The 12,753-nt window shown below is 48.6% G+C and carries 10 protein-coding genes; 5 read left to right on the forward strand and 5 right to left on the reverse strand.

The annotated features are described in order from the left end of the window. The first annotated feature begins 33 nt into the window (after positions 1-33). Positions 34-597, forward strand: a complete 564-nt coding sequence (gene smrB / locus KQY15_RS00925) for an endonuclease SmrB (protein WP_217666518.1) — start codon at positions 34-36, stop codon at positions 595-597. 72 nt (positions 598-669) lie between these two features. Here smrB and sixA read toward each other — a convergent pair whose 3' ends face one another. Beyond that, on the reverse strand, positions 670-1,158 hold the full coding sequence (gene sixA / locus KQY15_RS00930; protein WP_217666519.1) for a phosphohistidine phosphatase SixA: 489 nt from the start codon (positions 1,156-1,158) through the stop codon (positions 670-672). Between the two features lie 205 nt (positions 1,159-1,363). Here sixA and KQY15_RS00935 point away from each other — a divergent pair, with 205 nt between their 5' ends. Beyond that, positions 1,364-4,126 (forward strand): insulinase family protein, encoded by a 2,763-nt coding sequence (locus tag KQY15_RS00935; protein WP_217666520.1) that lies wholly within the window; start codon positions 1,364-1,366, stop codon positions 4,124-4,126. A 235-nt stretch (positions 4,127-4,361) separates the two neighbouring features. Beyond that, positions 4,362-6,434 (forward strand): putative bifunctional diguanylate cyclase/phosphodiesterase, encoded by a 2,073-nt coding sequence (locus KQY15_RS00940; RefSeq protein WP_254795381.1) that lies wholly within the window; start codon positions 4,362-4,364, stop codon positions 6,432-6,434. A gap of 43 nt (positions 6,435-6,477) precedes the next feature. Here the strand turns inward: KQY15_RS00940 and KQY15_RS00945 are convergent, their stop codons facing one another. Beyond that, on the reverse strand, positions 6,478-6,825 hold the full coding sequence (locus tag KQY15_RS00945; RefSeq protein WP_217666522.1) for a MaoP family protein: 348 nt from the start codon (positions 6,823-6,825) through the stop codon (positions 6,478-6,480). 129 nt (positions 6,826-6,954) lie between these two features. On the opposite strand from KQY15_RS00945, the gene hdfR reads away from it, so the two are divergent. Next, a complete protein-coding gene (gene hdfR, locus KQY15_RS00950; RefSeq protein ID WP_217666523.1) occupies positions 6,955-7,815 on the forward strand; it encodes an HTH-type transcriptional regulator HdfR in 861 nt (286 codons plus the stop codon). 12 nt (positions 7,816-7,827) lie between these two features. Here hdfR and KQY15_RS00955 read toward each other — a convergent pair whose 3' ends face one another. From KQY15_RS00955 to fadI, 3 genes are all read right to left on the reverse strand, one after another. Next, the gene (locus tag KQY15_RS00955; protein ID WP_217666524.1) at positions 7,828-8,025 is read right to left on the reverse strand and encodes a hypothetical protein; all 198 of its coding nucleotides are present in this window, start codon (positions 8,023-8,025) and stop codon (positions 7,828-7,830) included. Between the two features lie 113 nt (positions 8,026-8,138). Beyond that, complete coding sequence (gene fadJ / locus KQY15_RS00960; RefSeq protein ID WP_217666525.1) at positions 8,139-10,274, reverse strand: fatty acid oxidation complex subunit alpha FadJ; 2,136 nt, start codon at positions 10,272-10,274, stop codon at positions 8,139-8,141. After that, a complete protein-coding gene (gene fadI / locus KQY15_RS00965; RefSeq protein ID WP_217666526.1) occupies positions 10,274-11,584 on the reverse strand; it encodes an acetyl-CoA C-acyltransferase FadI in 1,311 nt (436 codons plus the stop codon). Before fadI ends, fadJ begins: the two co-directional genes overlap by 1 nt. Before the next feature lie 210 nt (positions 11,585-11,794). On the opposite strand from fadI, the gene KQY15_RS00970 reads away from it, so the two are divergent. Beyond that, entirely contained in the window at positions 11,795-12,748 is a 954-nt protein-coding gene (locus KQY15_RS00970) for an AAA family ATPase (RefSeq protein WP_217666527.1), read from the forward strand. The last annotated feature ends 5 nt before the right edge of the window (positions 12,749-12,753 follow it).

Raw genomic sequence — 12,753 nt, forward strand, 5'->3', positions numbered from 1 at the left:
GTAAAAAATGGGCAGATTGTATAGACTTGCGCGATGCAACGAAAGAAGCTTTCACATCAGGCTAATTTATCTGCCGCCGACAGCGACCTGTTCCGTCAGTCTGTCAGCGGTGCACGCCCGCTATTGCAGGACAAGATAGCCCCTGTCAGTGTTACCAGCAAGAAAAAAGCCAGGCCATCAGCAGATTTGCCGGCAAATAAGCAGGATCTGTTCTTTTTCTCCGATGGCTATGAAGGTTTTATCAGCGATGGCAGCTTGCTGTCTTATGTACAGCCAGGCGATGACCCCCGATTAGCCGGCCGCCTGAAGCGGGCGGAATATCAACCGCAGGTGGTCCTCGATTTACATGGTTTAACCCAACTTGAAGCGAAATACGAACTGGCAGGCCTGCTTGCTTATTGTCAGCAACAGCAATTTAACTGTGCCTGTGTGGTTCATGGTAAAGGGTTAGGTATACTGGCACGTAAAGTACCCAACTGGCTGATCCAGCATCCCAATGTCAGGGCATTCCACACTGCTCCGAAAAGCTGGGGCAAGCATGGCGCCTTATTATTACTGCTGAAAATTAATCAATCTGAAGCTGAACTGCACCGCTAACAAGCGGCGGCGTCATCCTGATATTACTTGTGTTGAGATTCTTTAAGTTAGGATTCTTTAAGTTGGGATACTTCATGTGGAGATTAATGCCAGATCCTGCGGCGCCACCTTTTCAAGTAACCGGCCACTTTTGCCCGGTTGATAATCGATACAACACAGTGACGACGTACTGAAAACAGGAGTCTGGCCAGGTTGAGTAAGAGATTCAACCAGAAAACTTACCAGTGGCATATGCGACACCAGCAAGATTTTGGCGTCGGGCTCTGCGGCCAGCTTTGCATCAATTAAATTTAGTATAATCAATGGGCTGCCATCTGGCACCAGATTACTGCATGTCTGCAGCAGGCAATCTGGGCCTTGCTTACTCAGCATAATTTCGGCAGTCTGGGAAGCACGTAAATACGGACTAACCCAAAGCTCGTCGAAAGCGCTATAGCAATTTTGCAGCCACTGCGCCATTTGCAGTGCCTCCCGTTTGCCTCTGGTAGTCAGTTGCCGCTGGCTATCGTGCTTAATCAGCGGTTCAGCTTCACCATGGCGCATAATAACAATGTTAACCATTTATATTGATACCGTACTACTTAGTCAGTCTGTTTTTGTTTGCCATTGTTAAAAAGCGTTCGCTGGGCAAAAATTGTGCGCTATGATAAAGAAAGTCTGGCGCGAACGTAACTGCTATTAACGCATAAAACATTGCCTGTTTATTACTAAAAGCTATCAAAAATCGGCTGTCTTGCAGTACTACCAAACCGACATAGGATAATTCTTGGAAAAAGTACATATAAAGCAAAGCCCAAACGATAACAGAGCCTATCAACACCTGACACTCGACAATGGTCTTACCGTATTGCTGGTGAAAGACAGTTGTGTCGAAAAAAGTGCGGCTGCCCTGACAATAAATGTCGGCCATTTTGACGATCCCGCAGATTATCAGGGAATGGCGCATTTTCTGGAACATATGCTATTTCTGGGCTCAGAAAATTATCCTGATCCCGGAGAGTATCAGCAATTTATCAGTCAGTACGGTGGCAGCCACAATGCCTGGACCGGCACAGAGCACAGCCATTTTTACTTTGATATCGACACTCCCCAGTTGTCTCAGGCACTTTCACGCTTCGCCGACATGTTTTGCCGGCCATTGTTTACCGCCGCTTATGTTGAAAAAGAACGCCATGCCATAGAAGCCGAATATTCATTGAAACTGAAAGACGACAGCAGGCGCATTTATCAGGTGCACAAAGAAACAGTTAACCCGGCGCACCCTTTCGCAAAATTTTCAGTTGGTAACCTCAATACGCTTACTGACAAACCAGAGCAGACACTACGGGACGCGCTGTGGCAATTTTATCGGCAGCAGTACAGCGCAAGCAGAATGAGTTTGTGCGTGGTGTCGCCTTGTCCGCTGTCGACCATGGCTCAGTGGATACAGCAATTTTTCAGCGCGTTACCGGCTACATTGCCAGCAAAAGCGCCGCTGGCTGAGCCACTGTATCTGCCCGAACATCAGGCTGTTTTACTTAATATCAGACCACACAAGAACTCTGAGCGGCTGGTAGCCAGCTTTGCATTACCTGATATCCAGCCATGGTACGCCCACAAAATTGTCAGTTTCCTGGCCTCGCTGCTGGGAGATGAAAGTGACGGCTCCTTGCTCAGTTATCTGAAAAATGCCGGTCTGGTAAATCAGCTAAGTGCCGGTGGCGGCATTGATGGCAGCAACTATAAAGACTTTACCGTATCGTTTGAACTTACCCGGGCAGGCCGCGCTGATACCACTGCAATATTAAAAGCACTTTACAGCGCACTGGCCAGAATAAAACAACAGCCGCTGCCGCAGCAATTGTATTTTGAGCGTCAGAGGCTGCTGCACTGGTCATTTATCTATCAGGAGCCTGCTGATGCGCTGCAGACGGCCAGCCAGCTCTCTGTCAATTTACACCATTACCCGGTGCAGGATACTATTTTTGGTGACTACCGGATGGAACTGCCACCTGAAGCACTTTATCAGGAACTACTAAGCTGGTTCAGGCCCGACAATATGCGACTGATGCTGATCGCCCCGGATGTGCCGGTGCTGTCAGAAGCCAAGTGGTACAACACCCCGTACTCTGTAACAAAATTAAGCGATACCCTGTTACAAACACTGCAGGACACCGGACCTGTTGCTGAAATTACCCTGCCCGGAGCCAATCCCTACCTGACTGAGCAGCTTAGCCTGCTGGATAAAACTGAGCATATGGTGGCGCCGGAGCGCATTTATCACGATGCACACTTAAGCATCTGGTACAAAGCAGACACTGAATTTAATACTCCGAAAGGCCATATTTTCCTGCAACTCAGTTTACCCAAAAGTATTGCTGACAATCGTCAACTTGCCACCAGCCGGCTCTGGCTGGAATTATTTCAGGATCACATTAACCAGCAGTTATATACCGCTACCAATGCGGGCTTAAGCTACAACCTGCATGTCCAGAAACAGGGGATCAGCATTCATACCTCAGGGCTGGCAGCCAACCAAATCCAGCTTTTGCAAAATATACTGCAGCAAATTAACACAGCCTGTTTTTCAGAGCTGCGGTTTAATGAACTGAAACAACAACTTTGCCGACATTGGGCAAACAGCAGTAAAAGTAAGCCTGTTGCCAGATTATTCAGTCAGTTGTCTGCTTTGCTGCAGCCGATCAACCCGGAGATTGAGGTGTTAGTTGAGCAACTTGAACCTTTGAGCTTCGACCAGTTCAATCAGTTTTCGACCCAGTTGCTTGATGAAGTTCATCTGGAAGCACTACTGGTTGGCAACTGGAGCAGAGATAATGCTGATGCGCTGCAGCTAATGCTGCAAAAATGGCAATCACAACAGGCTTCGCCTGGTCATAAAATCCCTGCTAAAACATACAGCATTGCCGGCACCGGCCCGGTCTGGCTGCAAACCGACACCGACAGCACTGACCACGCATTAGTCGTTTATCTGGCGGCAGAGCAGGCCAGTGCTGAACAAATGGCGTTATTTATGCTGGCCAATCACTTGATGTCGCCGCATTACTTTCATCAACTGCGAACTGAGCAACAAATGGGTTATCTGGTTGGCACCGGCTATGTGCCTATCAATACCTTACCTGGAATGGCATTTTATATTCAGTCACCAAATTTTGAATGCACCGAGTTGTACCAGGCTACCGTTACGTTTTTCCGGGAGTTTCTGCAACAGATAAAGGAGATGAGCGACCCGGAATTCGCAGAACTTAAAATGGGATTAACCGCTCAACTTGCCGAGCGCGATACCAGCCTGGGCTCTCGTGCTAAGCGACTATGGCTGGCGCTGGGGCAGGACGACACCAGTTTTGATTTAACCGGCAGAATAATCAGTGCCCTTGCAAAACTTACCAGACAGCAATTTGCCGAAATGCTGCAACAGCTGTTAGCCAGTGATTATGATATGTTACTGCTCGCCTCTGGCGCAAACAGTGGGTTTGCTCATATTAAAACCGTAAACAGGGATGAATTGCGGCAGGTAATTGCAAACAGGTAAATTGATTTTGACACTGTTCCTAAACTTGGTTAACTTAGGCGGAATAACAATAAAAATGTTGTAATCTGTGGGTATACGTTCTCTCCATTGCGCTAAAGCTTTTTGTTTACTGCTGGCTGTTCATCCATTCGGGCTTTCTGCACTGAGTTGGGACAGCGTACAGCCCTATATCTTTTCTGCCGTATTATTTTTTGCCTGTGCTGCCCTACTACTGGCCCACGCCAGCATTGTTAAGATGCGGCGCTACCACAAACGGCTTGCCAAAAGTGAAGAACGTCTGCGGTTGTCATTATGGGGCAGCGGTGACGAATTATGGGACTGGCGAATTTTGTCAGGCGAGCTGTATCGCTCCAGTTCCTGGTTAAAACCGGTTGAACTAAAACCAGAAACCCATGATTTTCCGCCGAACAAACAACAAATTCACCCTCAGGATTTAAACCGGGTAATTAACCTTTTAAATGAACATTTAAATGGTGGCAGCGCCTTTTTTGAAGCAACCTACCGATTGCGAACGGCCGAGGGCCATTACATCTGGGTGCTGGACCGAGGTAAAGTCGTGGCTTATGCCACTAACGGTAGCCCGAGCCGGATGACCGGCACCCTGAAAAACATTCATCAGCTGAAAGAAGCAGAAGGCAGAATGCAACTGTTTGCCCGCTGCCTGGAAAATATATCGGACGCCGTCCTGGTTTGTGATACCCAGTTTACTATTATTGAAGTTAACCCGGCATTTAGCAGCATAACTGGCAAAGATCGCTCAGAGGTAGTTCATAGCCGATTTGAATTGTCACTGTACCCCAGCCGGTTTATGCAGGATATTCAGCTGCAACTGGCTAAACATGGCCGCTGGAGCGGTGAAATCCGCGAACAAAAAGACAATGGTGACATTTATCAGGCTGAACTGGCATTTGATGTTATCAAAGATGAAGAAGGTATCCCGCTACAATACGTTGGTGTCTTATCAGATATTACCGACCGTAAGGCACGCGAGGCCGAGTTAAGCCGGCTGGCGAATAACGACACCCTGACCGGCTTACCAAACCGGGCGGTGTTTATGTCTAAGCTGGCCAGCCTGGTAACCGTCGATGTCGTGCATGCACTACTGGTATTTGATTTAGACAATTTTAAAAAAATTAACGATTCGTTGGGTCATGAACTCGGCGATACCTTACTATGTAAGTTAGCCCAGCGACTGCATTCCGACCCACGATACCAGAATAAGCTTTACCGGCTTGGCGGCGATGAATTTGCGGTATTACTTAACGATACCAATGATATTCACACCATCACCTCCATGGCCAAAGGCTTGCTGGAGCAAATTAACCGCCCATTTTTTATCAGTCAGCATGAACTGGCTGTAACCAGCAGCATTGGTATTGTGTTGTTTCCGGATGATGGCAGCGACCCTCAGGCCCTGCTTCGTAACGCCGATACCGCGATGTACCATGCGAAAAATGATGGCGCCAACCGTTACCTGTTCTTCAACGACAGTATGAATAAACAGGCGGTAAAGCGGCTACAGGTCGAAAACTTAATTCGCTATGGGTTAAAAGAAGATTACTTCAGTGTCTACTACCAGCCGAAGATGGATATCCTGACCGGAAACGTAGTTGGCATGGAAGCGCTGGTACGTTTTATTACCCCGAAAGGCGGCCTGGTCAGCCCGGCCAGTTTTATTCCGGTGGCTGAGGAAACCGGCCAGATTGTTGAAATTGGTGCAGTTGTACTGCGTAAAGCCTGTGAAGACGTGAAAAGATGGCTGGCATTAGGGTTATTTCAGGGGCGGGTTGCCGTTAACCTGTCGGCTAAACAATTTATGCTGCCCAATCTATGCCAGCAAATTGATGATGTTCTCGAGCAATGTGAGCTGCCCTCTTACCATCTGGAACTTGAGATCACTGAGGGTACCGTAATGCAGTCGCCAAAACTGGCAATTGATACCATGAAAAAATTACGGGCCCGGGGGATCCATCTGGCCATGGATGATTTTGGTACCGGCTATTCATCCCTTGCTTACCTGAAGCAATTTCCGCTAAACACCCTGAAAATTGATAAAGCCTTTATCGACGATATGGATAATGCCCGCGGCAGGAATATGGTAGATACCATTGTCACTATCGCCCATAACCTGAGCCTTAATGTGGTTGCTGAAGGCGTTGAAACCAAAGACCAGTTAGATATGCTGCGTAAATTGCGCTGCGAAACCATTCAGGGTTTTTATTACAGCAAGCCACTTTCAGCAGCAGACTTTGCCGAATTTTTAGCTGCGCAGAAACAACGGGCCAGGCTGTCAGCAATACCCGGCTGATGGTTTAATCCAAAAACTGCGATAAAAAAAGCCCCGGAGGGCTTTAATCGCTATCAGTTTCGACGTAAGAAAAATCGTCGGCGCCATCAGCTATTCGTTTTTTACCAAAAACAGTATGAAATTTGCGTTTTTCATTCAAGCGCTGTTTGTACTTAACCCAGGTTTTTTCATAGGCAGAGCTCGCTTCAGCTTCTCCCCGGCAAACCAGAAGAAAGCGTTGCTCTTCCTCATTTACCGGCTCACGTGCACCTTGCTCCAACTGCTGCATCGCGAAACCATGTTTTTCCAGCAGATTACCTTCTGCCAGGGTAAAGCGCCCGGACCGCGTAAAACCACGAGGGAAATTGCGATCATCGAAAAAGCGACGAGTAGCGACAAAACTTTGCTGCATCACTTTTTTCCTCTAATGTCGTTGAATATAAAGCCAGCCTGTTTAAACTGTGCGGAGTATGGTTAACAAAATTCCAGTCGTAAAACAAATATTTTTTATTGACACGATAAATAAATTTAAGGCTCTACCTTGGATACTGAACTGCTAAAAACCTTTCTGGAAGTGCAGCGTACCCGCCATTTTGGCAAGGCGGCTGAAAACCTGTATTTAACTCAATCAGCCGTAAGCTTTCGTATTCGGCAATTAGAACAGCAGCTTGGCGTGAACTTATTTAGCCGCTACCGCAATAATATTCAGCTAACAGCTGCCGGAGATCGCCTGCTACCACACGCTCAGGCAATGCTAACGGCGTTGCAACGCGCCAAGCAGGAAGTAGCATTAAGCAACAAGCAGGCCCAGCAACTGTCTATTGCCGCAACGGCCAATGTTTGGGACAGCTTTCTGTTACCGGGCTTTATCCAGGTGCAACAGCACTACCCTGACCTGGCCTGGCGCGCAGAATCTCTGGGGAGAGAGCAGATTGGCAGACTGCTGCTGGAACGTAATCTTGATTTGGCTGTGGTGTTTGACCCACCAAAGGTTGACGAAATACAGGTAGAAAAGCTGGAAGACATCAAACTGATAGCAGTTACCAGCAGTACCCATACTGAAGCCAGCGCCGCGATGGCACAACATTACATTCTGATGGACTGGGGCACCTCTTTTGATATTCAACATGCCAAGCACTTTGCAGATATGCCGCCACCGGCACTTCGGACCGGCAGTGCTAAAATTGCACTGGAAATGATGCTGCATTGCCCTGCAACAGCTTATCTGCCACAAATAATGGTGCAGCCCTTATTAGAAAACAATCGCCTCAGAAGAGTAGACAGTGCGCCACAGATGAGCAGAGAATTATTTGCTGCCACCTTACATCAGGCAACCAATGAACAGTTATTGCAACAGATCATTGGCCATCTTCGCAAGCACATTAGCAGCCTGGCGGCTTAATTACGTTTTATACTAGGGCCGGAATAAACTGCTGTTTTTGCCGCGTGCTTTGCACAACAGCAGCCGTTTATGGCTATTAAACAGCGGTAGCAAAAAAGGCCCGGTAAACATTGCAGCCACTGCCCATTGCAATGCCTGCATACCACTACGCAGCGCCGCAATATAAACCCCAAGTGCAACAGCCAACCAGACAACAGGTACTAAAAACACCGAAACATCCTTAATAAAAACAGAGACACCACTGGCGGTTATTATACCGCCTGTGGTCGCTTATCGCTGTTAAGCTTTCGTTGATTTTTTGCAAAAGCCAGCTTTTGCAACAATTAACTATAAAAACGGCTATTTTGTTCAGCCATGGCTAGCAGGCGCGGGCATGGCGCAAACCGCTCACCGTGTTCGGCCTGCAACTGCCGCAATGTTGCGACCAGGTTAGTTACGCCAAGGGTATCGATATAGCGAAACGGTCCGCCCAGAAATGGCGGGAAACCAATTCCAAAAATGGCACCGATATCACCATCCCGGGCTGATTTGATTACACCGTCATCCAGGCAACGCACCGCTTCATTCAGCATCTGGGCAGTACAACGGCTGGCGATCGCATCACTGCTAAGTTTGCTACCCGGGGTAACACCCAGCACGTTATACACGCTGCTATCGACCGTTTTGCTGCCTTTTTTCGCTGCCTTACCATACAGATAAAAACCTTTTGCAGATTTTTTACCTTTGCGGCCGTCGGCCAGTAAGGTATCAAATGCCGGAGGTGGTGCAAAACGCTCACCCAGTTGCTCGGTAAGAATTGGCGAAATTTTTGCGCCAACATCAATACCCACTTCATCTAATAATGTGATGGGTCCAACCGGGAAACCAAATTTCACCAGCGCTTTGTCGATTTTTTCAATTGGCTCCCCTGCCAGTAGCAGGTTAGCCGCTTCGTTCATATACAGCGCCAGAATACGATTAACATAAAACCCGGCACCATCTTTTACCACAATTGGCGTTTTACCCTGTTTGCGGGCAAAAGCAACAGTGGTAGCGATGGTCTGCGCTGACGTCTTGTCATGAGCAATAACCTCAACCAGTGGCATTTTATCAACCGGCGAAAAATAATGCAGACCAATCACATTCTCAGGTCTGGTTGCTTTCTCAGCGATCTGGCTAATGGGCAGCGAGCTGGTATTGCTGGCAAAGACTGTGTGCTCAGCACAGTGTTGTTCAACATCCGCAACCATTTGCTGTTTTAAGCTTAGATCTTCAAACACCGCTTCAATGACTAAATCAACATCATGAAAGCCGCTGTAATCGGTAGTACCGGTCAATAGCAGCAACTGCTTTTGCATTTCAGCTTTGCTGATAAAACGGCGCTTGAACTTTTTCTGCAGCAAATTGTAGCTGTATTTAAGAGCATTACTTATGCCCTGCTCGTTAATATCTTTAATTCGAACCGGCACTCCGGCCTTGGTACTGCTGACATTGGCAATGCCGCCGCCCATCAGACCACCACCAAGTACCGCCACTTTTTTCACTTTTTGTGGCTGGGTATCGCCGGCTCCGGTTTCTTTTTTCATCTGTGTAGTGGCAAAAAACAAGCTGCGCAATGCCGCCGACTCTGGCGTCATACATAACTGACCAAATGCCGTAGCTTCCGCCGCCAGACCGGCTGCATAGCCGCTGTCCTGACCTTTGCGAACCACCTCAATGATCCGCACCGGTGCCGGATAATTGCCCTGGGTCTTGTTAAGTGTTTGCTTCATTGCCTGAGAAAACAGTAAATTACGGCCGGGACCGGTGTTCTCAAGCAGTTTAGCCAGTAACCCTTTGCTTTTTGAAGTAACTTTAGCTTTGCCCTGCAACGCACGCTTTACGGCGGCTTCCAGTAAAATTGTTGCCGGCACCACTTCATCAACCAGGCCGGCCTTTCTGGCTTGCGACGCCCGAAGTTGTTTGCCGGTCAGCATCATATCCAGTGCCTTTTGCACGCCAACTAAACGCGGTAAACGCTGCGTACCACCGCTGCCAGGCAGTAAGCCTAACTGCACTTCAGGCAAGCCCAGTACGGTTTTTGCTGAATCTGTTGCTATTCTGGCATGACAAGCCATTGCCAGCTCCAGGCCGCCACCAAGGCAAGGGCCATTAATAGCTGCCACTACCGGTATTTTCAGCTGTTCAATGCGGTCAAACATCTGCTGGCCCATCCGGGCGATATCTTCAGCCTGCCCGGCGGTTTCGCAGCTATCAAGCATTGAAATATCGGCACCGGCGATAAAAGAGTCTTTTTTACCACTGATAAAAACCACACCTTTGACGCTGCTGTTGCTTTGAATCGTCGTTAAAATGCCATCAATTTCATCAGCAAAAGACGCTTTTAATACGTTCATGCTTTCACCGGGTATATCCATGGTGACAACCGCTACCTGATCATCGCGTATTTCCAGGCTGAAACTGGTTTGTTGTTTAGTCATTATTCAGTCTCCACAATCATCGCTGCACCCAAACCACCCGCAGCACAGGCGGTGGTCAAGCCTGTACCGCCACCACGACGCTGCAGCTCATTGAGGGTCTGTACAATCAGACGGGTGCCGGTAGCGGCAAACGGATGGCCATAGGCTAAAGAACCACCATTAACATTAAATTTGTCCATATCAATCTCGCCAATCGCTTTGCTGCGGCCAAGTTTTTCTTCAGCAAATTTCTGACTGGCAAACATTTTAACGTTGGCCAGCGCCTGGGCAGCGAATGCCTCGTGCATTTCAATCAGGGTAAGGTCACCAAGGTTCATGCCGGCTCTATCCAGTGCAATAGGTGTGGCATAGCTTGGCCCCATCAGCATATCTTCATGCACACCTATGGCAGAGAATGCATAGCTGCGAATGTAACCTAATGGCTTATAACCGAGTGCTTTGGCCCGGCTTTCGGTCATCATCAGTACCGCCGAAGCGCCATCAGTCAGTGGCGTACTGGTGGCGGCAGTAACGGTACCATGAGTACGGTCAAACACCGGCCGTAACTTAGCATATGACTCCAGCTTTGAGTCCATCCGGATATTGTTGTCGATATCAAGAAACTTGTTGTAAGGCTCCACATGCGCTGTCATGACTTCATTCGCCATTAAGCCATTTTGCCAGGCTTTTGCCGCCAGACTGTGCGAGCGGTGGGCCATTTCGTCCTGTGCCTGGCGACTGATACCATGCGTCTTGGCCATTTGCTCTGCCGTATCGCCCATCGAAAGGCCGGTGCTGTATTCAGCAACAGCTGGTGGCACCGGCATCAGGTCTTTCAGGCCAAGCCGACGTAAAATACCGAGCTTCTGACCAAAGGTTTTGGCTTTATTCATATCAACCAGTGCCCGCGCCAGCTTCTTACTGACGCCGATAGGCAGTACTGAGCTTGAATCGGCGCCCCCGGCAATAGCAATCTCTATGGTGCCGGCCATCATCGATTCGGCAACACTGGCGACCGACTGAAAACTGGTAGCGCATGCCCGGGTAACGCTGTAAGCGTCGGTATGCACCCCCATTGCCGTTCCTAACACAATTTCCCGGGCAATGTTTGGCGCTTCCGGCATTTGCACCACCTGGCCGTACACCACTTGCTGCACCAGATTTGCATCAAGCTCGCTGCGGATAAGCAACTCGTTAACCACCAGTTTTGCCAGATCCAGCGCCGAAACGCCGTGTAACTCGGTCGCTTGTTTGGCAAAAGGCGTACGTAAGCCCGAGACAATCGCTATCCGATCGCCACTACGGGTATGAAGTTTAATAGGCGCTGACATGGCTTTCCTCTTGTTTAACTCGAAATAGGCCAGACAAAACAGGTCTGACCTGTAAAGATAATCTGATTGTAACGACAGTTGTGGCTAATTAAAACACTTGTTTTAATGCAAACTGAACCTTATTTAGGTTATAACGTCATAGCCTAGCTGTTTTTAGCGCTAACTGTGCAGAAAATAACCGAAACTTTTAACCAAAAGACTTATATCACTATGGTAAATGCGTTTTCCGCCTTAAAAACCTATCTCGACAGTCAGGTACTGGGCCAACCTGAGCTTACTGAAGGTATTTTGCTGGCCCTGCTGGCTAATGGTCATTTACTGGTAGAAGGACCACCAGGCCTGGCAAAAACCCGGGCTGTAAATGCGTTGGCTCACGGGGTAGAAGCAGAATTTCACCGGGTACAGTTTACGCCCGATTTATTGCCTGCCGATTTAACCGGTACTGACATCTACCGGCCTGAAACCGGCCAGTTTGAATTCCAGTCCGGGCCTCTGTTCCACCATATTATTTTGGCTGACGAAATTAACCGGGCGCCGGCAAAAGTGCAGTCTGCACTGCTGGAAGCGATGGCTGAAAAGCAGATTACCGTTGGCCGGACTACGTATCAGTTACCGGAGTTATTTCTGGTAATGGCAACGCAGAACCCGCTTGAGCAGGAAGGCACCTACCCGTTGCCTGAAGCGCAACTTGATCGCTTTTTACTGCATTTAAAAGTTGACTATCCGAACGCTGAAACAGAACGTCAGATCCTCAGGCTTACCCGTAACGAAGCGATGAATAAAGCGCCTGAACAACCACCAGCCATCAGCCAGCAGGACATATTCAATGCCCGCCAGGCTGCATTGCAGCTGCATCTGGCGGAAAGTCTGGAAGACTATATTGTGCAACTCATCATGGCTACCCGTAATGGCGCCGCTTACAGCACTAAGCTGGCGTCCTGGGTAAGCTATGGTGCCAGCCCGCGGGCTTCAATAGCACTGGAGCGCTGTGCCCGGGCTAAAGCCTGGCTGGCCGATCGTGATTTTGTCACCCCGGACGATATTCAGGCCGTGTTTCACAATGTACTTCGTCACCGTCTGATTTTAACCTACACCGCTGAGGCTGAGGGGATCACTACCGACGATGTACTGACTGAAATCCTTAATTGTGTACCTGTACCCTGACATAC

It is taken from the genome of Arsukibacterium indicum, from assembly GCF_019100565.1.
Taxonomy (GTDB): Bacteria; Pseudomonadota; Gammaproteobacteria; order Enterobacterales; family Alteromonadaceae; genus Alishewanella; species Alishewanella indicum.